The organism is Cupriavidus pauculus (assembly GCF_003854935.1).
Taxonomy (GTDB): Bacteria; Pseudomonadota; Gammaproteobacteria; order Burkholderiales; family Burkholderiaceae; genus Cupriavidus; species Cupriavidus pauculus_C.
This window is the reverse complement of the sequence record NZ_CP033969.1, coordinates 468,249-488,643: the sequence shown is the minus strand read 5'-3', so window position 1 is coordinate 488,643 and position 20,395 is coordinate 468,249. Positions and strand designations below refer to the sequence as shown.

The following is a 20,395-nucleotide window of genomic DNA, read 5'->3' as shown; positions in this document are numbered from 1 at the left end:
TGTCCGTTTGGACACTATAGGAAGTAATGGCAGGGGAAGAAGGATTCGAACCTTCGAATGCCGGAATCAAAATCCGGTGCCTTGACCAACTTGGCGACTCCCCTACACAACCTTTGTCGTCTCTCGCCGAACCTGACTGCGGTCCGTCGCCAGACGAAAACCTGCTATGCGAACGTTGCGAGCGGGTGTTGCGACAAACTTCTCACACACCTGCCGTCCCACTCGGGCGGCAACCTTTCCATCACCTTCCGCGCCTCTGCCTCGTCTTCGAAACGGGCAAAAACACAGGCTCCGGAACCGGTCATCCTTGCATGCGGACTGTATTCTGTCAGCCATTCAAGGGCTCGGGCAACCTCGCCGAATTTCGCTGTTGCTACCGCTTGCAAGTCGTTGCGACCGAAAGCGAATTTGTTTGTGCAAGCAGCGAAGTCCGCAACTATAGAGATCGGGGAATTTCTTGTCAAGCGTTCGTCCGAAAAAATTGCCGCAGTCGGTACATGCTGGCGCGGATGGATAACGACGAACCAGCTGGCGGGCAGCGCCACCGGCGTCAGTTCCTCGCCCACGCCTTCGGCAAAGGCATTCTGGCCGAACACGAACACGGGCACGTCGGCGCCCAGCGCTAGTCCGATGCGCATCAGATCGGCGCGCGGCAGCGCCGTGCCCCACAGGTGGTTCAGCGCCAGCAGCGTGGTGGCTGCATCGGACGATCCGCCGCCGATGCCGCCGCCCATCGGCAGGATCTTGTCGATGGCGATGTCGGCGCCGAAATGCGTGCCGCTGGCCTGCTGCAGCGCGCGGGCCGCGCGCACCACGAGGTCGGTGTCGGCCGGCACGCCGGGGATGTCGGTCGCGCGGGCGATCACGCCGTCGTCGCGGCGGCGGAAGTGCAGCGTATCCGACCAGTCGATCAACTGGAACACGGTCTGCAGCGTGTGGTAGCCGTCGGGGCGGCGGCCCGTCACGTGCAGGAACAGGTTGAGCTTGGCCGGCGCGGGGCAGTCGCGCAGGTCCGGGGGCGGCAGCGCGGCGCCGGCGGTCACGGTTTGCATCATTGTTCGGACTTGGGATCGATCACGAGCCGCACGGACAGCGGCGCTTCGTTGCCGTCGCGCGCCATGTCGATGCGGCGCGGCTGCGCGGCCGCCGGGGCGGCGCCTTCGGCGGGCTCCTGCCACGCCACGTAGCGCACGGTCCAGCCGTTCTGCTTCAGCGTGTCCGGGCGGCCGTTCGCGTCGCGCGTGACGCTGGCGGGCCGGCCAGCGGCGGGGCGGCCGTGCAGCCAGTCGCGCATGCCCGATACGGGCAGCGAGAAGCCCAGCGCCTGCTCCATCAGGCTGTCCACCTCGGGCGCGTTGCGCGGCGCCTCGTTGGGCAGGTCGAGCGTGGCGCCGGACGGCGTGCTGGTGACCACGGCCAGCGTCTGGCCAAGCGGCGATACCAGGTCCAGTCGCACGTTGCGGCCCTGTTCTTCCCAGCGGAAGCTGCCCTGCACGCCCTCGCTGCGGCCGTAGCGCGTGTAGTTGGCGGCAAAGCGGCCCGTGTACTGCTCGCTGCGGGCGGCTTCGCCGGCGTCGAAGTTGCGGGACGGGGTGATGGTGCTGCACGCGGCAAGCCAGAACGGGGCGGCCACGCAAAGCAGGGCCAGGCGTCGGGATCGGAGCATGTGCGACGTTCGCGGGTAGTGGTCGGGAAGGAATCGGAAAACGGCCGGGGCCGTCAGAACGAAGCGCCCGGGCGCGGGGCCCGGGCGGCAATCGGCATGATACGCAAGGCCGGCTACTTGGACAGCAGCAGGTTCTGGTTGTAGCGGCGCAGCGTGTCGATCAGCGTGGGATTCTCGGGCTCCACCTTGGCGGCCTCGTTCCACGTCTTGCGGGCTTCCTCGTGCTGGCCCAGCTGCCAGAGCACCTCGCCCAGGTGGGCGCCGATCTCGGCCTCGGGCGCCTTCGAGTAGGCCGATTTCAACAGGTCGGCCGCGGGCTGCAGCTCGCCCTGGCGGTACTTGACCCAGCCCAGGCTGTCCATGATGTACGGATCGTCCGGACCCAGCTCGGATGCCCGCTCCAGCAGCTTGCGGGCCTCGGGCAGGCGCTCGTTGCGGTCGGCCAACGAATAGCCCAGCGCGTTGTAGCCCTGCTTCTGCTCGGGCTGCAGCGCGATGACCTTGCGCAGGCCGCGCTCCATGCTGTCGTAGCGCTTCTCGCGCTCGTCGAGCATGGCCAGCTCATAGAGCCAGTCGGCGTTGTCGGGCTCCAGCTTCACGCGCTCGTCCAGCACCTTGCGGGCGCGGTCGTAGGCCTTGCCTTCGAGCAGCGCGCCAACTTCGGCCTGGCGGATCGCCGTCATGCGCTGCTTGCGCTGGCCCGGGTCGGGAATGTCCTCGGCATCGGCCAGCAGTTCGCCGAACACGGCCTGCGCGTCGTCGAGCTTGCCCATGCGCGCCAGCAGCTGGCCGCGCTTGGCCTGCGCGGCCGTGGCCAGCCGGCTGTCCTCGATGCGGTCCAGCCAGCCGATGGCGCCCGCGTAATCCTTCTTTTCCTCGGCGATCTGGGCCAGGTACTGGAACGCGACGTCGGGATTGGCGGCCGGCGACTTCTCGGCCATCTGCAGGTATTCCTTCAGGTAGCGCTCGGCGTCGTCGTAGCTGCGCGCCTGCAGGCTGGTCAGCCCAAGCGCCAGCGGCACGCGCGGGTCGTTCGGCGCCACCTTGCGCAGTACCTCGAACTCGGCGCGCGCGGCCGGCATGTCGTTCTTCTGCAGGTACAGGCGGGCCAGCGTGATGTGGCCATTCACCGACTGCGGGGACTTGGCCAGGAAGCGCTTGAGCACGTCGATCGACTTGTCCGTGGCCGATTCGGCCTGCAGCTCGGCGGCCATCAGCGCGGCGGGCTCCAGGTCGGGCTTGATGCGCAGCGCCTGGTCCAGCTCGGCCAGCGCGCCGGCGTTGTCGCCGGCGGCCTCGCGGGCGCGCGCCAGGGCCAGGTGCGTTTCAGCCAGCTTGCTGTCGTTGGCGGTGATGCGCTGGAGCACGCCCACCGCGCCGGCCGGGTCGCTGGTGCGCGACATCTGCTGTTGCAGCAGCAGGATGGCCTCGCCGCGATGCGCCGCCGGCGCCGCGGCCAGTTGCTGCACCAGCAGCGGCTCGGCATCTTCCCAGCGGCCGTTGAGCACCAGCAGCGTCGACAGGACCTGCCGCGCGGCCGGCGACTTGGGCGCCAGTTCGGACCACAGCCGGGCGCCGTCCAGCGCCTGCTGCGCAACGCGGGCGTTGAACGCGATCTCCGTGGCGCGCTGCGCCAGGCGGGGGTCGCGCGTCTCGCGCGCCAGGTCGATATAGGTGCGGTAGGCCGGGCCGACCAGCCCGCGCTGCAGCGAGATTTCCGCCGCCATCACGCGGTACAGGATGTCAGGCGTCAGCGCGACGTTGGGCAGCGGCGTGCGCGCCGCGCGGGCCGCCGACGACGGCGCCGGCACCTCGATGGCCTCGTCGTCGTTCTGCGCCACCGTGGCGGGCGCGGCATGAGCCAGCGGGGCGATGGCCAGGCACGCGGCCACGCCCAGGGCGCGCGCATGGCGACGGATGCGGAATGCAGTCATGGGGATGGCTTCCGGGCGCATGGCCTGAGAGGGCAAGATTTGGTCCGGCATGAATCAAAGCTCCGGCGCACGGGGGCGTAGGAATGGATGGAGGCATTGTAGCCTGCCGCTACAATGCGCTGCTTGCCTTGCGGGGCGCTTACGTATGGGAACCCGCACACGGGCGGCGCGGGGGCAGGCATCCCTGCGTGCTTGGAGCGTGAAAGCCCCCCATAGGTTCTGCGGGGCGGTGGTGCCGGGCGCAAATCCGGATGGAAAGACAGGGGCGTATGCCAGAACTACCGGAAGTCGAAGTCACGCGGCGCGGACTGCTGCCGCATGTGGTGGGCCGCCGCATCGCCGGGGTGACCGTGCGTCACCGCGGGCTGCGCTGGCCCGTGGAGCCCGAGCTGGAGGCGCGCCTGACCGGGCGCGTGATCGGCCGCATCGAACGGCGCGGCAAGTACCTGCTGCTGGAATGCCTGCCGGCGGACACCCGGCCGGATGCCGATGGCGATGACGCCGCGCCCGGGTGGTTGCTCGTGCATCTGGGCATGACGGGCACGCTGCGCGTCTATCCCGATGCGCCGGCCGCCGGCGCGCACGACCATCTCGACCTCGAACTGGTGCCGGCCGATCCGGCAGGTTCCGCCGACGCCGGCGCCCGCATGGTGCTGCGGTTCCGCGACCCGCGCCGCTTCGGCGCCATCATCTGGACGCCGCTGCCCGAGGCGTCGCTGCCCGAGCACCCGCTGCTGCGGCGGCTGGGCATCGAGCCGTTCGACCCGCGCTTCGACGGCGCATGGTTCCACCGGCTCACGCGCGGCCGCTCGGTGGCGATCAAGCAGGCGCTGCTGGCCGGCGATATCGTCGTGGGCGTGGGCAACATCTATTGTTCCGAAAGCCTGTTCCGCGCCGGCATCCGGCCGACCACGCCGGCGGGCCGCATCAGCCTGCCGCGCTACGAGAAACTGGCCGCCGCCGTGCGCGAGACGCTGACCGAGGCGATTGCCCGGGGCGGCAGCACGCTGCGCGATTTCGTGGGCAGCGACGGCAGCACCGGCTACTTCCAGCTCGACTGCCTGGTCTACGACCGCGCCGGCGAACCGTGCCGCGTCTGCGGCACCCCGATCCGCCAGATCGTGCAGGGCCAGCGGTCGACGTTCTACTGTCCGCACTGCCAGCATTGAGCGAACGCTGAGGCGCCGCCCAAGGCGCTGAGCGGCGGGTGAATCGCACGACACATCGGCCGATTCGCAAGGCGCCAGAACATGGCAATCCGATGGCGACACGGCGTTGCCATATTGCGCCGATGGCTCGGCGCAACACTCCCGACACAGTTGCCTGCCAAGGGACGCGAATTCCACAAAATCCGGCCAGAAACCTGTATCGTGTGCGCAGACATAAAAAGTTACAAAAACTGCCGGTTTTGCCACTTCGACAGGGCAGGCCGGCAGGGCGCCTGACACCGGGTCCGCGGGTCAACGGAACCACCCGGCACAGGCGCGGCATGCGCCCAAAACCATAAAGAGCCGAAACAGCGAACCGCCATGACGAGCCTCGCCCATCAATTCGAACAATATGGCGCCTGGAGAACCGGGGTCCTTCAGTCCCTTGCGGAATTCCAGTCCTGGCTGCAACAGTGCGACCTCCATGACGCCACCGCCGACGATCGCGCGCAACGCATCCAGAGCGTGCTCAAGAGCGACCGGCTCAAGGTGGCATTCATCGCCGAGTTCTCGCGCGGCAAGAGCGAGCTGATCAACGCGATCTTCTTTGCCGACTACGGCCGCCGCATCCTGCCGTCGTCCGCGGGCCGCACCACGATGTGCCCGACCGAGCTGCGCTACGACGAACACGAGCCGCCGTGCATCCGCCTGCTGCCGATCGAGACGCGGCTGCAGGACGCATCGACCGCCGATTTCATGGAGCCCGGCGCGTCCGGATCGCACTGGACCACGGTGCCGCTGGACCCGTCGTCGCCCGAGGGCATGCTGGCCGCGTTCCAGCACGTGGTGGAGACCACGCGCGTGACGCCGTCGATGGCCGAGTCGCTGGGCCTGTACAACGAGAACGACCCCGACGCCGCCTACTCGGTCGATGCCGACGGCATGGTCGAGATCTCGCGCTGGCGCCATGCGGTGATCAACTTCCCCCATCCGCTGCTGCGCCAGGGGCTGGTGATCCTGGACACGCCGGGCCTGAACGCGATTGGTACCGAACCGGAACTGACGCTGCGGCTGATCCCGGACGCGCACGTGGTGGTCTTCGTGCTGGCCGCCGACGCCGGCGTGACCAAGAGCGACCTCGCGCTCTGGCGCAGTCACGTGGGCGCCGGGCACCGCCGCGGCTGCCTGGCCGTGCTCAACAAGATCGACGGGCTGTGGGACCCGCTCAAGTCGTCGCCGGAGATTGCCGACGAGATTGCGCGCCAGGTGCGCTCGACCGCCCAGACGCTGGGTATCGAGGAGCGCCGCGTGTATCCGGTGTCGGCGCAGAAGGGCCTGGTGGCCAAGGTCACGCACGACCAGCCGATGCTGGTACGCAGCAACCTGATGCAGTTCGAGCACGTGCTGTCGGACCAGCTGATCCCGCAGCGGCGCGAGATCGTGTCGGACCAGGTGCAGCGGCTGGTGCAGGACATGTCGCGCGGCGCCCAGCAACTGCTGCAGAGCCGCCGGCGCGACATCGTGGAGCAGCTTTTCGAGCTGCGCGGCCTGCGCGGCAAGAACCACGCGATGGTCAAGCACATGCTGATGCGCGTGCAGAGCGAGAAGGAAGAGTTCGAGCAGAGCATCGCCAAGTTCCAGGCGCTGCGGCTGGTGTTCGGCCGGCATAGCGCCGACATCATCAAGAGCCTGCAGCTGCGCGACGTGCGGCGCACCATGCGCGACCGCCGCGAGCAGATGAAGGAGCGCTTCTTCTCGCGCGGCCTGCGCGAGGACATGGAAGGGCTGTTCGCCCAGTTGACCGGGCTGATCCAGGACGCCGACCGCAAGATCGCCGAGCTGCACCAGCTTGTGGAAAGCATGTACCGCCGCTTCAACGCCGAGCACGGCTTCACGCTGCCGTCGCCGATGCAGTTCGTGACGTCGCGCTACACGGCCGAGCTGCAGGAGACGCTGGCGCTGGTCAACGCCCATTTCGGCACGGTCAACATGCTGACGCGGTCGCGCCCGCAACTGGTCCAGAACGCGTTTGCGACGATGGCCAGCCGCGTGCTGGAGAACTTCCGCGACCTGAACCGCGACATCGAGATCTGGCTCAAGTCCGTGATGACGCCGCTGGAAGCCCAGGTGCGCGAGCACCAGAAGCAGCTGCGCCGCCGCGTGGATTCGATCGAACGGATCCACGAAGCCACCGACACGCTGGAAAGCCGCATCGCCGAACTGGAGGAAGTGCTCAACGGCCTGGACGAGCGCAGCACAAAGATCGAGCAGTTCACGCGCAAGCTGGTGGAAGCGCCGGTGGAAGAGGCGGTCAGGGCGGCCTGAGCGCGGGGTGGGTTATTTTCCCTCTTCCGCCTGCGGGAGAGGGGCGCCACCATCGCGCAGCCGGCGGCCGCCGCCATCGCACGCTGTATCATGTCACGCCGCCTCCCGCGCGGCGTTTTTCATTTCCCGACTCCGCAATGCCCCGCAAGCCAGCCGCCGTTCCCGTGACCCCGGAAGCCGTCGCCGTACCGCCCGATTTCGGCATGCGGGTGGTCCGGTGGCAGCGTACGCACGGGCGGCACGACCTGCCGTGGCAGAACACGCGCGATCCGTATCGCATCTGGCTGTCGGAGATCATGCTGCAGCAAACGCAGGTGGCGGCCGTGATCGAATACTTCCAGCGGTTCGTTGCCGCGCTGCCCACGGTGGCCGCGCTGGCGGCGGCGCCGGCCGATCAGGTCATGGCGCTGTGGGCCGGGCTGGGCTACTACTCGCGGGCGCGCAACCTGCATCGCTGCGCCAAGGCGGTCATGGACGACCACGGCGGCGTGTTTCCGACCGATCCGGAAGTACTCGTGACGCTGCCGGGCATCGGCCGGTCGACGGCGGCGGCCATCGCCGCGTTCAGCGCCGGCGTGCGGTCTCCCATCCTCGACGGCAACGTGAAGCGCGTGTTCGCGCGCGTGTTCGGCATCCACGGCTACCCGGGCGAGCGCGCCATCGAGACCCGCATGTGGACGCTGGCCGGCCAGGCGCTGCCGCCGGCCGGGCCGGATCAGGCCAAGGACATGGTCGCCTACACCCAGGGCCTGATGGACCTGGGCGCCACGATCTGCTCGCGCGGCAAGCCGGCGTGCCTGGCCGATGCGGCCAACTGCCCGCTGTCGGCGGATTGCGTGGCGCGCCGCGACAACCTGACCGCCGTGCTGCCGACGCCCAAGCCGCGCGCGGCAATTCCGGAACGCAGCACGGTGATGCTGATCGTCCGCCATGGGCGCGACGTGCTGGTCCGCCTGCGGCCCGGCAGCGGCATCTGGGGCGGGCTCTGGAGCTTGCCCGAGATCGCGCTGGACGCCGTGCCGTTCGACGCCGAGGCGGCCGAGGACGCCGCGCTGGAAGCGGTGCGGCCGTTTGGCGAGCCGGCCCGGGCGTACCTGGCCGGCGAGCTGACGCACGTGTTCACGCATTTCCGGCTGCTGATCCGCGCGATCCGGGTCGACCTGACGGCCGCAGCCCCGCGCCTCGATGCGGACAGCCGCTGGTTGTCGCTGGACGATCTGGATGCGCTGGGCACGCCCGCGCCGGTGCGGCGCCTGCTGGAAGACCAGGCGCGCATCGGGCTGTTCTAGCGGAAGGCGGCGGCGCCGCCCGGATCAGACGATGTGGTGCTGCCGCATGTAGCGGTGCACGATCTCGATGCGCATGCCGGCGTCGGGCAGCGCCATCAGCATCTGCTTGGCCTTGAGCGGCACGGGCAGCAGTTCGCACAGGCGATTGGCCACCCAGCTCGGGTCGTCCCAGAGATAGGGCTCGGCAAAGGGCAGCTTGGACTTGTCGGGCTGCTCGCTGTGCAGCGAGGCGACGATGCGGCGCAGCGCGTCCAGGCACTCGCTCAGCAGCTCCAGCTTGCAGTCGATGATGTCGTCGGGCAGGACTTCGGCCTGGGCGACGATCAGGCCGTCGTCGCGCGTGGCATGGGACAGCACGCGAAAGCGCTGCCGCCCGCGCGTTTCGATCAGCAGCACGCCAAGCTGCTCCATGTTGCAGTCGACGATCTGCGCCAGACAGCCGATTTCCTCGGGCACGGCATCCACGCCGGGCCGCGCCACCTCGTCGCCGCTGGCCAGCAGGCAGACGCCGAACGGCGCGTCCTCGCGCATGCACTGGCGCACCATGTCGACATAGCGTTGTTCGAAGATGCGCAGGGGCAGGCGGCCGTCGGGAAACAGGACCGTGTTCAGCGGGAACAGCGGCAGCGCGTCAAGGACGGTGCCGGTGGGTGCGGTGCCGGAGGGAAGAGTCGACATGCGTTGGCCGCTCCAGTGGCGGGCGGGCCGTGACGGCCGCCCTTCAAGCCCGCATGTCAGCCGGCCGGGGCCAACTCGCGGTGTCTGACCAGCACATTACCATGGGCCCGGAAATAGTTGGCGAGCCGTTCGGCGATGAAGACCGAGCGGTGCTGGCCGCCGGTGCAGCCGATGGCCACGGTCAGGTAGCTGCGGTTGTCGGCAATGAAACTCGGGAGCCACTTCTCCACGTAGGCGCGGATATCTTCCGCCATCGCCAGCACCATCGGCTGGCTCTGCAGGAAGTCGACCACCGGGGCGTCGCGGCCGGTGAGCGGGCGCAGCGCCAGGTCGTAGTAGGGGTTGGGCAGCGAGCGGACGTCGAACACCAGGTCGGCATCGCTGGGCACGCCGTGCTTGAAGCCGAACGATTCGAACAGCAGCGTCAGCGACTGGCCGCTGGTGCTGTCCACGCGGATCAGTTCCTTGACCCAGCTACGCAGCGTGTTGGTGCGCACGTTGCTGGTGTCGATGCGGTGTGCCGATTCGGCCAGCGGGCTCAGCAGCTCGCGCTCCATCTCGATGGCCTCGATCAGCGACGTGCTGGCCGCGGCCTCCGCCTCGGCGCCGCTGCCCGATTCCAGCCGCGTCGACAGCGGGTGGCGGCGGCGCGTTTCCGAATAGCGCTGCACCAGCGCGTCGGTATTCGCCGTCAGGAACAGCACCTGGACCTGGTGATGCGCCGACAGCTCGCGCACCGTGTCCGGCAACCGCGCCAGCGACTCGCGGCTGCGAATGTCGGTGGCCACGCCCAGGTGCGTGTAGCCCTGGTCGGCCAGGTAGGCGGTGAGATCGGGGATGAACTGGGCGGGCAGGTTGTCGACGCAGTAGTAGCCTGCATCTTCCAGGACGTTCAGGGCGACAGACTTGCCGGAGCCGGAAATTCCGGTAATGAGAATGATCCGCATAGCGACGCAAGGATAGCACCGCATGGTGGCTGCGTCATGACAGCCGGCTGACGCGAACATGGCGAATCACGGGAGATTCGCCATGCTCGCGGGAAAACCGCCGGATGCGGGGCGGCGGAACGGGGCTCAGGCCGCCGGCTTGGCCGACAGGCAGTCGCTCATCGCCTTCTTGTACTCGTCGCCCTTCTTGCCCTTGTTCTGCTTGCTGCAGGCCGACATCTTGTCCTGCTGCGTCTTGGGCTCGGCCGCGGCGGCCGGGCCGTTGCCGGACAGGCATTCGCTCTGGGCCTTCTTGTACTCGTCGCCTTTCTTGCCCTTGTTGGCCTTGGCGCAGGCGGCCATCTTTTCCTGCTGGGCCGTCTTGCCGGACTTCTCGGCCGCCGGCGCCGACGCGCTCTGGGCAAACGCGCCCGTGGCGAACAGCGGGGTCACCAGCACACACATCGCGATCAGCTTCTTCATGCTTCTCTCCTCTGTGGAAACACATCGTGGCCGCGCGCCGGGGGTCTGGCTGGCGGAAATGGGCTCGATGCCCATTACAGCACAAAACGATGACCGTCCACAGCGCGTTGACGCCGGCCGCGCGGGGCTTGTAAGCAAATGAAAACGCCCGCTGGGCAGCGGGCGTCCGGGCGGGCGAGTTGGGTCGGTCAGAGCAGCCGGCCCTGGCTGCGGGAAACCACGTCGGCCTGCATGGCGGCGCGCTGGCGGTCCATGAAGTCGCGCAGCGTGTCGATGCCGCGCAGGCGCAGGATCGTGTTGCGCACGGCCGCTTCGACCAGCACGGCCAGGTTGCGGCCGGCCGCCACCTGGATCTTGACCATGTGGATCGGCAGCCCCAGCACGTCAAGGTACTGGGAATCGAGCGGCAGGCGTTCGAACTCGCCGTCGTTGCGGCGCACCAGTTGCACCACGAGCTTGAGCTTCATCTTCCGGCGCACGGCCGTCTCGCCGAAGATCGTCTTGATGTCGAGCAGGCCCAGGCCGCGCACTTCCAGCAGGTTCTGCAGCAGCGGCGGGCAGCGGCCTTCGATGAAATCGGGGCCCAGGCGCACGAAGTCCACGGCGTCGTCGGCCACCAGGCCGTGGCCGCGCGAGATCAGCTCCAGGCCCAGTTCGCTCTTGCCCAGGCCCGATTCGCCCATGATCAGCACGCCCATGCCCAGGATGTCCAGGAACACGCCGTGCATGGTCACGCGCGGCGCGGAGATGCGGGACAGGTAGAGGCGCAGGTGGTCGATCACGGCCGCCGAGGACACCGGCGTGGTGAACAGCGGCGTGGACGAGCGCGTGCAGCGCAGTTCCAGGTCAGGCGGGGGCTCCATGCCGTCGGCCACGACCAGGAACGGCGGCTCCAGCAGGATCAGCTCGCCCATCTGGCGCTTGCGCGGCTCGTCGTCCAGGCGCTGGTAATACTGGATCTCCGGCTTGCCCAGCACCTGGATGCGGTTCGGGTGGATCAGGTTCAGGTGGCCGACCAGGTCGGCGGCCGAGGTGGCTTCGCGGGCGAATTCGACGTCGAAGGCACGGTCGGCCCCTTCGAGACCGGCGACCCACGACAGTTTGATGTCGGCTGCGTTGTCGTCGAAGATCGACTGCGAGGTGACGCCGGTGAGTTCCATGCGGGATGACTTTCTACTTGGGGGCGGGTGTGGCTTCAGGCGGCGCGCCGGGCCGGCCTGCGGGTCGTCACGGATGCCATTCGGTCAGCAACTGGTGCACCGCCTCGGGCGTGGGCAGCGTGGCCAGGCCCTCGCGCATTTCGCGGTCCGAGAGCAACTGCGCGATTTCCGAAAGGATTTCCAGATGCTGCTGGGTGGCCTGTTCGGGCACCAGCAGGAAGATCAGCAGCGACACGGGCTTGCCGTCGGGCGATTCGAACGGAATCGGCTCGGCCAGGCGCATGAAGCCGGCCAGCGGCTGCTTGAGCCCCTTGATGCGGCCGTGCGGAATGGCCACGCCGGCGCCCAGGCCGGTGGAGCCCAGCGACTCGCGCGCGAAAAGGTTGTCCGTCACGGTGGCCCGGGCAACGCCATGGTTGTTCTCGAACAGGAGCCCGGCTTGCTCGAAGACCCGCTTCTTGCTGGTGACGGTGACGTCGAGATGGATGTTGCCGGGTGGCAGCAATTTGGCCAAACGATTCATGGGCGATGCACGAGAAGTCAGGGTGGCGAAGCGGCGTGTCGTCGCCGTCCCGCCGGAATGGGGCAATTCAGGATTCGAGTGCTATGGACGCCCGCATTGGAGCGTCCGGCCATTATAGAGCAGGGCCACAGCGCGCTTGTGCACTGCAGCGCCGGCGTCGCGGTCGTTGCCGTCGACGAACCGGCCGGTTAGCCCACCCGGCTGCCCGCCGCGCCGCCGGCTGATCGCCATGCGGCATGCGGTGCGGTACACGGGGACCGTTCTGCCTGTCGTTCTTGTATGGCGCAGCATACACCGAGCGGCGCCGGATGCGAACACCCCGGCTGCCGGGGCGCGCCAGACGTGGCGCCAAGGTAACGCGGCGCGCGCGGCCGGGACATCAAAAAAGCCGCGCAGATGCGCGGCTTTGCTCTCTTCCTATCAGTCCTCTCGGGGACGCTCGCGTCCGCCTCAAGGGGCAGTCGGGTTTGCCAGCCTATTGTTGCTGCAGCTGGGCGGCGGCCATCTGGTACTTGACCGCCTCGCGGTCATGTCCCTGCACCCGGTCCTTGTAGCGGATCACCTGACGGTCGAGCTTGTCGACCAGACAGTCGATCGCGGCGTACAGGTCTTCATGGTGCGCTTCGACGAAGATGTCCTTGCCCTTGAGATGCAGATTGATTTCCGCGTACTGACGCCTGTCCTTTTCCTTGTGGTTGTCGACCGATAGCAGCACGCTCACGCCAATGACCTGATCGAAATGCCTGACAATTCGCTCCAGTTTCGTTTCCACATACTCACGCAGCGGCGGCGTGATGTCGAGGTGGTGTCCACTGATCTTGAAGTTCATAGCGCTTCTCCTTCTGAAAGAGCCGCACCAGGCAGGCGGTTGCGGCTCGGCTACAAAGACTTGCGGAGATTCACTGCGGGGATCTTCAGCGCTTCGCGGTATTTGGCCACCGTGCGGCGTGCGACCACAAAGCCCTGTTCGCCCAGCAATTCGGCGATGCGGCTGTCGGAAAGAGGATTCCTGGGGTCTTCGGCTCCTATCAGTTGCTTGATCAGCGCGCGGATCGCCGTGGATGAGGCCGCGCCGCCCGTCTCGGTGGAGACGTGGCTGCCAAAGAAGTACTTCAACTCGAAAGTACCCATCGGCGTGGCCATGTATTTGTTCGTCGTCACCCGGGAAATGGTCGACTCATGTAAACCGAGTGTATCGGCTATTTCCCGCAAAACCAAGGGTCGCATCGCTATTTCGCCGTGCGAAAAAAAGTTCTTCTGACGCTCCACAATTGCCTGCGCCACCCGCAGGATCGTGTCGAATCGCTGCTGGATGTTCTTGATGAGCCACCGCGCCTCCTGCAGCTTCTGCTGCAGCCCGGCCGCCCCGGCCTCGCCCTTCGCACCGCGCAGGATCTGCGCGTACATGTCGTTGATCCGCAGCCGCGGCATCACGTCGGGGTTCAACTGGGCGATCCAGCCGCTGCCGCTCTTGCGCACGAACACGTCCGGCACCACGAAATCCGCTTCGGGACGACTGTACGCATGTCCCGGGTACGGCGCCAGCGAACGGATCAGCTCGTGCGCGGCCTTCAATGCTATTTCGTCCACCTGGAGCGCTTTCTTGAGCCGCGTGTAGTCGCGCACGGCCAGCAGTTCCAGGTGCTGGTTGACGATGGTCAGGGCCAGCTCGCGCTGCGGATGCTGCAGCCGCTTCAGTTGCAGGCTCAGGCATTCCGCGGCATTGCGGGCGCCCACGCCAGGCGGGTCGAAGCTCTGCAGCAGTGTCAGCATCGCGTGCACTTCATCGTGTTCGAACTCGAGTTCTTCAGGAAGTTCGCTGCAGATTTCCTCGAGTGACGCACTCAGGTAGCCGTCGTCGTCCAGCGATTCGATCAGGAAGATGGCCAGGCCCTTGTCGCGCGCCGAGATCTTGAGGGGCGTCAATTGCTCCATCAGGTATTCGCGCAGCGTGGGATCGGCGTCGCGCAACTGCATCGGCGTCTTCTCGTCCTCGTCGCCCTGCGGGCGGCGCGCGAAGTCGTCCAGGCTCCAGTCGTTGCCGTAGTCCTCGCTGCCCGAATCGCCAAAACCCTCGTCCTCGCTGCCAGCGGCGCGATCGGTGCGGTCGTCGCCGTTGGCCTGGGGCTCGGCGGGGGCCGGCGCCGGGGCGCTCTGCAGGTTGACGGACCCGTCCGCGGCCACCCGCAGCGGGCTTTCGATCCAGTCGTTCTCGCGTTCGAGCAGCGGGTTTTCCGTGAGGGCCTGTTCCACCTCCTGCTGGAGTTCGAGCGTGGAAAGCTGCAGCAACCGAATCGATTGCTGCAGTTGCGGCGTCAGGGCCAGATGCTGGGAGAGTCGGAGCTGAAGCGAAGGTTTCATGCGACCTATTCTATGCGCATCTTTCCGTTGTTGGAACGGAATTTGCTAGAACCTATCGTTTCGGCTTCGCTGATCGGAAACGGCTTTGGAAAAGCCGTGTGCAGGTGCGGTAAAAATGACCTGCGGGCGGCGCGGGGCCGCGCTTTACATGCGGAAATTCTCGCCCAGGTAGACGCGCCGGACCGACTCGTTGGCGATGATTTCCTCGGGCTGGCCGGCCGCCAGCACGGTGCCTTCGCTGATGATGTACGCGTGGTCGCAGATGCCCAGCGTCTCGCGCACGTTGTGGTCGGTGATCAGCACGCCGATGTTGCGCGCCTTCAGGAAGCTGACGATGCGCTGGATCTCGCCCACGGCAATCGGGTCCACACCGGCGAACGGCTCGTCCAGCAGGATGAAGCGCGGCGACGACGCCAGCGCCCGGGCGATTTCCACGCGCCGCCGCTCGCCGCCGGACAGCGACAGCGCCGGGTTGTTGCGCAGGTGGGCAATCTGCAGGTCGTCGAGCAGCGAATCGAGCCGGCGCTCGATCTCGGCCTTGGACAGCGGCTTGCCGTTGTCGACCTGCAGCTCCAGCACCGCACGGATGTTTTCCTCGACGTTGAGCTTGCGGAACACCGACGCTTCCTGCGGCAGGTACGACAGCCCCATGCGGGCGCGTTCGTGGATCGCCAGGCCGCTGATGTGCACGTCGTCCAACACGATGTCGCCTTCGTCCAGCGCCACCAGCCCCACGATCATGTAGAACGACGTGGTCTTGCCCGCGCCGTTGGGGCCGAGCAGGCCCACCACCTCGCCGCTCTTCACGTCGAGCGACACGTCCTTGACCACGGTGCGCGTGCCGTAGCGCTTCTTCAGGTGGCGCACGACCAGCGTGCTGCTGTCGGTGCGGACGGCCGATGCGGAGGACGGGGCGGCGGCGGCGAGCGTGGCGGTATCGTTCATCAGGGACTGGCTGGTCAATCGTTAGGGCTTGGCGGGCGTGGCCGACGGCCGCAGGTCGAGCTGCGGGCCGGCCGCGGCGGGCGCGCTGGCATCGGTGCGCGGCGACAGCACCGCGCGCACGCGGCCCGACGGGTTGCCGGCGGTCGTGTTGTTGTCGCCGCCCGTGGCCGTGTAGTACTCGTTGCGGCTGTCGTAGGTGATGACCGCGCCGCGGATCTCGTCGATGATCTTCGCGCCCGCGCCGGACACGCGCGCCGCGCGGGCATGGCCGATCAGCTTGTTGACCTCCGACTTGCCGTCGTATTCGATGCGGTCGCCCCAGCCGTCGATGTACTCGTCCACGCCGTCGCGCTTCTGGCGGATGTACGCCTGGCGGCCCGGCTTGGCGGTGGCGATGGCGTACTGGTAGCCCTCGGGGTCGGTGCGCAGCTCGGCGGCGTCCGACTTCAGCACCATCGTGCCCTTGGTCAGCACCACGTTGCCGGTGAGCGTGTAGATCTGCTTGACGTCATCGTAGCTGGCGTTGTCGGCCTCCAGCACCAGCGGCTTGCCCTGGTCCGCGCGTTCGGCAAAGGCCGGCGCGGCCAGCGTCAGGCCGATGGCGGCAAGGGCGCCCAGCAGGGCGGGCGCGAGGCGGCGACAGGACGATGTCGTCAGGGATGCGGTCATGTTTGGCGAATGATGAGATGAAGACGGCGACCAGGGCGCGCCGCCGCGTGGGCGGCTGCCGGCGTCACTGGGTCCTGGTCTGCCCCTGCGGCGGGTTCATGATGATCGTGCCGCGTACGTTGCCCAGCAATTGTACTTCGCGGGTGACGTTGTTGAAGATCATGCCGTTGGCGGTCATGACCGACGGGCCGCGCGTCAGCTCCACGGCCTTGTCGGTCTTGACGATGTCGTCGTTGACCAGCAACTGGAAGTATTGCGAGGCGGCGGTCATGCGCGGGTCCTTCGACGGATCGGCGCCGGCCTGCCGGATGACGAAGGCGTTGCCGTACAGGTCGATCACCGACCCCTCGGCGTTCATCACGCCGCGGTCGGAATTGGCCGTCACGGGCGGCCGGTCGGCCTCGTACGAGCGCATGGCCGGCGTGGTCACCTCGTAGGTCTGGTCGTCCTCGAAATGGATCATCCTGACGCCGGTGAAGCGCAGCTTGGTGGATCCGTCCTCGGCCAGCTCGGTGGCCGAGAAGCGCTCCATCCAGTAGTCGGGCTCGTGGCGCTTGGCGCGCGACTGCTCGGCGTCCTCGCGCGGGGAGTTGAGCTGCACGAGCCAGAACGTGCTGCCGGCGACGATGGCCATCAGCAGCAGCGGCAGCAGCCGCATGACCATTCCGGTGAGTCTGGACAGGAAGTCCGGCATCGTTCAGATGACCTTGGCGCGCGTCAGGTCATGGATATGGAGCGCGCCCACCAGGCGGCCGTCGCCATCGACGACCAGTAGCTGGTTGATGCGGTTCGTTTCCATGATCTGCACGGCTTCCACGGCCAACTGGTCCTGGTTCACCGTGCGCGGGTTATGGTGCATGACGTCCCCGATCGGCACGGTCTTCCAGTCGCGCGGGGTTTCCAGCAGGCGGCGCAGGTCGCCGTCGGTGAACACGCCGATGGCGCGGCCATCGGGGTCCACCACGGCCGTCATGGCCATGCCCTTGCGCGTGATTTCCATTAGCGCCTGGGCCAGCGGCGTGCTTTCGCGCACCTCGGGCACCGCGTTGCCGGTGCGCATGACGTCGCGCACGTGGGTCAGCAGCTTGCGGCCCAGCGCGCCGCCGGGATGGGAGCGGGCGAAATCCTCCTCGCCAAAGCCGCGGGCGTCGAGCACGGCCACCGCCAGCGCGTCGCCCAGGGCCAGCGCGGCCGTGGTGCTGGCCGTGGGGGCCAGGTTCAGCGGGCAGGCTTCCTGCGCGACGGCACCGTCCAGGTGGGCGTCCGACAGCTTGGCCAGGTTCGACCCGGCATTGCCGGTGATCGAGATCAAGCCGGCGCCGATGCGCTTGACGATCGGCACGATCGACAGCAGTTCGGCAGTCTCGCCCGAGTTCGAGAACGCGATCAGCACGTCGTCGCGCGTGATCATGCCCAGGTCGCCGTGGCTGGCCTCGGCCGGGTGGACGAAGAACGACGGCGTGCCGGTGGAGGCCAGCGTGGCGGCCACCTTGCGGCCGATGTGGCCGGACTTGCCGATGCCGGAGACCACCACGCGCCCGGTGCAGCCGAGAATCATCTCGACCGCCTTGGTGAACGCGGGCGTCAGCCGGCCGGCCAGCGCCGAAACGGCGTCGGCCTCGATCTGGAGGGTGTGGCGAGCGAGCGCGAGTGCTCGATCCGCATCGAAATTGGCTATCATGGCGCTGGAGTATACCAACGAATGCGATGGCGTCTGGCCCGGCGATCCGCCCGGCCGCCATGACGACCGCCGCGCTTGCCGTCTCTTGCCGGCGGGGTGCCGATGCCGGCTCAGGCGCGTGCCCGGCCGGTGTTTCCAAAGCCTGCCGAATGCATTCTCCGCTGGAACTGACCCTCGTGCTGCTGGCCGCCGCCGTCTTCGGCGTGGTGGCGTTCCGCATGCTGCAACTGCCGCCCATGCTGGGCTACCTGGCGGTGGGCATCCTGATCGGCCCGCACGCGCTGGGCCTGGCCAGCGACACCGGCCAGACCAAGTACCTGGCCGAATTCGGCGTGGTCTTCCTGATGTTCTCGATCGGCCTGGAGTTCAGCCTGAGCAAGCTGCGGGCGATGAAGCGGCTGGTGTTCGGGCTGGGCGGGTCGCAGGTGGCGCTGTCGATGCTGGCGGTGGTGCCCGCGAGCTGGCTGTTCAGTTGGCTGTTCCCGCTGTCCTGGCAGGCGTCGGTGGCGCTGGGCGGGGCGCTGGCCATGTCGTCGACGGCCATCGTCGTCAAGATGCTGTCCGAGCGGATGGAGCTGGAAAGCGAGCACGGCCGCAACATCATCAGCGTGCTGCTGTTCCAGGATCTGGCCGTGGTGCCGCTGCTGATCATCATCCCGGCCCTGTCGCGCGATCCGGGCGACCTGGCCGCCGCGCTGGGCCTGGCCACGGTCAAGATCGTCGTGGCGCTGAGCCTGATCTTCTTCGTGGGGCAGCGCCTGATGAGCCGCTGGTTCCACATCGTGGCGGCGCGCCGGTCGCAGGAACTGTTCATGCTGAACCTGCTGCTGGTGACGCTGGGCATGGCGGCGCTGACCGAGCGGCTGGGCCTGTCGATGGCGCTGGGCGCGTTCATGGCCGGCATGCTGATCTCCGAGACGCCTTACCGCCATCAGGTGGAAGAAGACATCAAGCCGTTCCGCGACGTGCTGCTGGGCCTGTTCTTCGTCACCATCGGCATGCTGCTGAACGTGCGCGTGGTGTTCGACCACGTCTGGCTGGTGCTGGGCCTGCTGGTCATCCCCATCGTGTTCAAGCTGGTGCTGATCACCGGGCTGGCGCGGCTGTTCGGCTCGCGCCAGGGGGTGGCCATCCGCACGGGCCTGGGGCTGGCGCAGGCCGGCGAGTTCGGGTTCGTGCTGCTGAACCAGATCGACGGCATGGGGCTGGTGGACCCGGTGCTGATCCAGGTGATCCTGGCGTCGATGCTGCTGTCGATGCTGGCCGCGCCGTTCCTGATCCAGTACAGCGACGCCATCGTGCTGCGCTTTGCCGCCAACGAATGGCTGATGCAGTCGCTGAACATGACGCGCATTGCCGCCCAGAGCCTGCAGACCGAGAAGCACGCGATCATCTGCGGCTACGGCCGCAGCGGCCAGAACCTGGCGCACATGCTGGAGCGGGAGGGCATCAACTACGTGGCGCTGGACCTGGACCCGGACCGCGTACGCGAGGCCGCCGCCGCTGGCGATACCGTGGTCTATGGCGACGCCGGCCGGCGCGAATCGCTGATCGCGGCCGGTATCCACCGGGCGGCGCTGGTCGTGGTGACCTACGCCAACACGCCGTCGGCCGTGAAAGTGCTCCATCACGTGCAGGAACTGGAGCCCGCCATGCCGGTGATCGTCCGGACCGTGGACGATTCGGAGCTGGACACCCTGCAGAAGGCCGGCGCCACCGAGGTGGTGCCCGAGATCATCGAGGGCAGCCTGATGCTGGCGTCCCACGCGCTGGTGCTGCTGGGCGTGCCGATGCGCCGCGTGGTGCGCGGCGTCCAGCAGGCCCGCGACGCGCGCTACAGCCTGCTGCGCGGCTACTTCCACGGGCGCGACGACGAGGAAGACATGGTCGAGCGCGATACCGTGCGGCTGCATTCGGTGTCGCTGGGCCCCGAGCACACGGCGGTGGGCCGCAGGCTGGGCGCGCTGGGGCTGGAGCGGATTGGCGTGGAGGTGACGGCGGTGCGCCGGCGCGGTATCCGCGCGTTCGATCCGCAGCCCGAGACCGTGCTGGAACCGGGCGACATCATCGTGCTGCGCGGCACGCCCGAGGCGCTGGAGTCTGCCGAAGTCCGGCTGTCGCAGCAGTAGGCGTGGGCGGGCTCAGGCCGAGCCCGTGCGCCGGGCCTCGGCGGTTGCGGGGGTGGAGCGGCGGGTGCCGCCGTTGTCGACCCAGGATGCCGGCAGGCTGTCGAGCACCGCGCGGGCGTCGAGCGACCGGATCGGCACATGAGGATCGGCCGGAATGCGTCCCTCGTTCTGCAGTAGCAGGTAGCGCATGCAGCACACGCGCAGAAAGGACGCGAAGTTGGCAGACAGCGACGCCTCGCCGCGATATTCGGCCAGTTCGTCGTGCAGGCGCGCCAGCAACTGGTTGACGCTCATCGCGTCGCGCCGGGCCAGTTCCTCCAGCACCTCCCAGAACAGCGTTTCCAGCCGGATGCTGGTAGCCACGCCGTGCAGGCGCAGCGAGCGGGACTGGGTCTGGTACGAGTCCGGATTGGCCCGGACAAAGATTTCACACATGCGGCCACTCCCGTGCGCAGCGGCCGGACCGGCCGCGTTCGGA

General features: G+C 67.8%; 19 protein-coding genes and 1 tRNA gene. 4 read left to right on the top strand and 16 right to left on the bottom strand.

What is annotated here, in order from left to right; all coding sequences use genetic code 11:
* Positions 1 to 27 precede the first annotated feature (27 nt).
* The 4 genes from EHF44_RS03925 to EHF44_RS03910 all read right to left on the bottom strand — a co-directional run bounded on the left by EHF44_RS03925 (position 28) and on the right by EHF44_RS03910 (position 3,600).
* Positions 28 to 104: transfer RNA gene (locus EHF44_RS03925), tRNA-Gln, on the bottom strand.
* Positions 105 to 164: 60 nt separating this feature from the next.
* Positions 165 to 1,052, bottom strand: a complete 888-nt coding sequence (gene ispE, locus EHF44_RS03920) for a 4-(cytidine 5'-diphospho)-2-C-methyl-D-erythritol kinase (RefSeq protein WP_172966004.1) — start codon at positions 1,050 to 1,052, stop codon at positions 165 to 167.
* On the bottom strand, positions 1,052 to 1,666 hold the full coding sequence (gene lolB, locus EHF44_RS03915; RefSeq protein ID WP_124682538.1) for a lipoprotein insertase outer membrane protein LolB: 615 nt from the start codon (positions 1,664 to 1,666) through the stop codon (positions 1,052 to 1,054). Before lolB ends, ispE begins: the two co-directional genes overlap by 1 nt.
* 113 nt (positions 1,667 to 1,779) lie before the next feature.
* Positions 1,780 to 3,600: a tetratricopeptide repeat protein gene (locus tag EHF44_RS03910; protein WP_437340308.1), complete on the bottom strand. Its 1,821-nt coding sequence runs from the start codon at positions 3,598 to 3,600 to the stop codon at positions 1,780 to 1,782.
* Between the two features lie 269 nt (positions 3,601 to 3,869).
* Between EHF44_RS03910 and mutM the strand changes: the two genes are divergently transcribed.
* From mutM to mutY, 3 genes are all read left to right on the top strand, one after another.
* The gene (gene mutM / locus EHF44_RS03905) at positions 3,870 to 4,769 is read left to right on the top strand and encodes a bifunctional DNA-formamidopyrimidine glycosylase/DNA-(apurinic or apyrimidinic site) lyase (RefSeq protein ID WP_124682536.1); all 900 of its coding nucleotides are present in this window, start codon (positions 3,870 to 3,872) and stop codon (positions 4,767 to 4,769) included.
* 360 nt (positions 4,770 to 5,129) lie between these two features.
* Positions 5,130 to 7,073 (top strand): dynamin family protein, encoded by a 1,944-nt coding sequence (locus tag EHF44_RS03900; RefSeq protein WP_124682535.1) that lies wholly within the window; start codon positions 5,130 to 5,132, stop codon positions 7,071 to 7,073.
* 137 nt (positions 7,074 to 7,210) lie between these two features.
* Positions 7,211 to 8,362, top strand: a complete 1,152-nt coding sequence (mutY, locus tag EHF44_RS03895) for an A/G-specific adenine glycosylase (protein WP_124682534.1) — start codon at positions 7,211 to 7,213, stop codon at positions 8,360 to 8,362.
* A 24-nt stretch (positions 8,363 to 8,386) separates the two neighbouring features.
* Here mutY and EHF44_RS03890 read toward each other — a convergent pair whose 3' ends face one another.
* The 11 genes from EHF44_RS03890 to EHF44_RS03840 all read right to left on the bottom strand — a co-directional run bounded on the left by EHF44_RS03890 (position 8,387) and on the right by EHF44_RS03840 (position 17,788).
* The gene (locus EHF44_RS03890; protein ID WP_124682533.1) at positions 8,387 to 9,040 is read right to left on the bottom strand and encodes an LON peptidase substrate-binding domain-containing protein; all 654 of its coding nucleotides are present in this window, start codon (positions 9,038 to 9,040) and stop codon (positions 8,387 to 8,389) included.
* Between the two features lie 56 nt (positions 9,041 to 9,096).
* Positions 9,097 to 9,987: an RNase adapter RapZ gene (rapZ, locus tag EHF44_RS03885; RefSeq protein WP_124682532.1), complete on the bottom strand. Its 891-nt coding sequence runs from the start codon at positions 9,985 to 9,987 to the stop codon at positions 9,097 to 9,099.
* Positions 9,988 to 10,113: 126 nt separating this feature from the next.
* Complete coding sequence (locus EHF44_RS03880; protein WP_124682531.1) at positions 10,114 to 10,449, bottom strand: PsiF family protein; 336 nt, start codon at positions 10,447 to 10,449, stop codon at positions 10,114 to 10,116.
* 188 nt (positions 10,450 to 10,637) lie between these two features.
* On the bottom strand, positions 10,638 to 11,609 hold the full coding sequence (gene hprK / locus EHF44_RS03875) for an HPr(Ser) kinase/phosphatase (RefSeq protein WP_124682530.1): 972 nt from the start codon (positions 11,607 to 11,609) through the stop codon (positions 10,638 to 10,640).
* A gap of 67 nt (positions 11,610 to 11,676) precedes the next feature.
* The gene (gene ptsN, locus EHF44_RS03870) at positions 11,677 to 12,132 is read right to left on the bottom strand and encodes a PTS IIA-like nitrogen regulatory protein PtsN (protein WP_066739687.1); all 456 of its coding nucleotides are present in this window, start codon (positions 12,130 to 12,132) and stop codon (positions 11,677 to 11,679) included.
* Positions 12,133 to 12,607: 475 nt separating this feature from the next.
* A complete protein-coding gene (gene hpf / locus EHF44_RS03865) occupies positions 12,608 to 12,961 on the bottom strand; it encodes a ribosome hibernation-promoting factor, HPF/YfiA family (protein WP_019449655.1) in 354 nt (117 codons plus the stop codon).
* A 50-nt stretch (positions 12,962 to 13,011) separates the two neighbouring features.
* Positions 13,012 to 14,493 (bottom strand): RNA polymerase factor sigma-54, encoded by a 1,482-nt coding sequence (locus EHF44_RS03860; protein ID WP_124682529.1) that lies wholly within the window; start codon positions 14,491 to 14,493, stop codon positions 13,012 to 13,014.
* 144 nt (positions 14,494 to 14,637) lie between these two features.
* Complete coding sequence (gene lptB / locus EHF44_RS03855; RefSeq protein ID WP_124682528.1) at positions 14,638 to 15,438, bottom strand: LPS export ABC transporter ATP-binding protein; 801 nt, start codon at positions 15,436 to 15,438, stop codon at positions 14,638 to 14,640.
* A gap of 21 nt (positions 15,439 to 15,459) precedes the next feature.
* A complete protein-coding gene (gene lptA / locus EHF44_RS03850; protein ID WP_124682527.1) occupies positions 15,460 to 16,107 on the bottom strand; it encodes a lipopolysaccharide transport periplasmic protein LptA in 648 nt (215 codons plus the stop codon).
* 64 nt (positions 16,108 to 16,171) lie between these two features.
* Positions 16,172 to 16,801 carry an LPS export ABC transporter periplasmic protein LptC gene (gene lptC / locus EHF44_RS03845; RefSeq protein WP_124682526.1) on the bottom strand — a complete coding sequence of 210 codons (630 nt, stop codon included), beginning with the start codon at positions 16,799 to 16,801 and terminating at the stop codon, positions 16,172 to 16,174.
* A 3-nt stretch (positions 16,802 to 16,804) separates the two neighbouring features.
* Complete coding sequence (locus EHF44_RS03840; protein WP_124682525.1) at positions 16,805 to 17,788, bottom strand: KpsF/GutQ family sugar-phosphate isomerase; 984 nt, start codon at positions 17,786 to 17,788, stop codon at positions 16,805 to 16,807.
* 149 nt (positions 17,789 to 17,937) lie between these two features.
* Here EHF44_RS03840 and EHF44_RS03835 point away from each other — a divergent pair, with 149 nt between their 5' ends.
* Complete coding sequence (locus EHF44_RS03835; RefSeq protein WP_124682524.1) at positions 17,938 to 19,917, top strand: monovalent cation:proton antiporter family protein; 1,980 nt, start codon at positions 17,938 to 17,940, stop codon at positions 19,915 to 19,917.
* A 12-nt stretch (positions 19,918 to 19,929) separates the two neighbouring features.
* On the opposite strand, the gene EHF44_RS03830 is transcribed toward EHF44_RS03835, so the two are convergent.
* Positions 19,930 to 20,352: a ribbon-helix-helix domain-containing protein gene (locus tag EHF44_RS03830; RefSeq protein ID WP_253699959.1), complete on the bottom strand. Its 423-nt coding sequence runs from the start codon at positions 20,350 to 20,352 to the stop codon at positions 19,930 to 19,932.
* Positions 20,353 to 20,395: the final 43 nt, after the last annotated feature.

What these genes read in the sequence shown, in the direction of transcription:
- ispE (WP_172966004.1), bottom strand. Translation starts at nt 1,052, where the DNA reads ATGCAAACCGTGACCGCCGGCGCCGCGCTGCCGCCCCCGGACCTGCGC.
- lolB (WP_124682538.1), bottom strand. Translation starts at nt 1,666, where the DNA reads ATGCTCCGATCCCGACGCCTGGCCCTGCTTTGCGTGGCCGCCCCGTTC.
- EHF44_RS03910 (WP_437340308.1), bottom strand. Translation starts at nt 3,600, where the DNA reads ATGACTGCATTCCGCATCCGTCGCCATGCGCGCGCCCTGGGCGTGGCC.
- mutM (WP_124682536.1), top strand. Translation starts at nt 3,870, where the DNA reads ATGCCAGAACTACCGGAAGTCGAAGTCACGCGGCGCGGACTGCTGCCG.
- EHF44_RS03900 (WP_124682535.1), top strand. Translation starts at nt 5,130, where the DNA reads ATGACGAGCCTCGCCCATCAATTCGAACAATATGGCGCCTGGAGAACC.
- mutY (WP_124682534.1), top strand. Translation starts at nt 7,211, where the DNA reads ATGCCCCGCAAGCCAGCCGCCGTTCCCGTGACCCCGGAAGCCGTCGCC.
- EHF44_RS03890 (WP_124682533.1), bottom strand. Translation starts at nt 9,040, where the DNA reads ATGTCGACTCTTCCCTCCGGCACCGCACCCACCGGCACCGTCCTTGAC.
- rapZ (WP_124682532.1), bottom strand. Translation starts at nt 9,987, where the DNA reads ATGCGGATCATTCTCATTACCGGAATTTCCGGCTCCGGCAAGTCTGTC.
- EHF44_RS03880 (WP_124682531.1), bottom strand. Translation starts at nt 10,449, where the DNA reads ATGAAGAAGCTGATCGCGATGTGTGTGCTGGTGACCCCGCTGTTCGCC.
- hprK (WP_124682530.1), bottom strand. Translation starts at nt 11,609, where the DNA reads ATGGAACTCACCGGCGTCACCTCGCAGTCGATCTTCGACGACAACGCA.
- ptsN (WP_066739687.1), bottom strand. Translation starts at nt 12,132, where the DNA reads ATGAATCGTTTGGCCAAATTGCTGCCACCCGGCAACATCCATCTCGAC.
- hpf (WP_019449655.1), bottom strand. Translation starts at nt 12,961, where the DNA reads ATGAACTTCAAGATCAGTGGACACCACCTCGACATCACGCCGCCGCTG.
- EHF44_RS03860 (WP_124682529.1), bottom strand. Translation starts at nt 14,493, where the DNA reads ATGAAACCTTCGCTTCAGCTCCGACTCTCCCAGCATCTGGCCCTGACG.
- lptB (WP_124682528.1), bottom strand. Translation starts at nt 15,438, where the DNA reads ATGAACGATACCGCCACGCTCGCCGCCGCCGCCCCGTCCTCCGCATCG.
- lptA (WP_124682527.1), bottom strand. Translation starts at nt 16,107, where the DNA reads ATGACCGCATCCCTGACGACATCGTCCTGTCGCCGCCTCGCGCCCGCC.
- lptC (WP_124682526.1), bottom strand. Translation starts at nt 16,801, where the DNA reads ATGCCGGACTTCCTGTCCAGACTCACCGGAATGGTCATGCGGCTGCTG.
- EHF44_RS03840 (WP_124682525.1), bottom strand. Translation starts at nt 17,788, where the DNA reads ATGATAGCCAATTTCGATGCGGATCGAGCACTCGCGCTCGCTCGCCAC.
- EHF44_RS03835 (WP_124682524.1), top strand. Translation starts at nt 17,938, where the DNA reads ATGCATTCTCCGCTGGAACTGACCCTCGTGCTGCTGGCCGCCGCCGTC.
- EHF44_RS03830 (WP_253699959.1), bottom strand. Translation starts at nt 20,352, where the DNA reads ATGTGTGAAATCTTTGTCCGGGCCAATCCGGACTCGTACCAGACCCAG.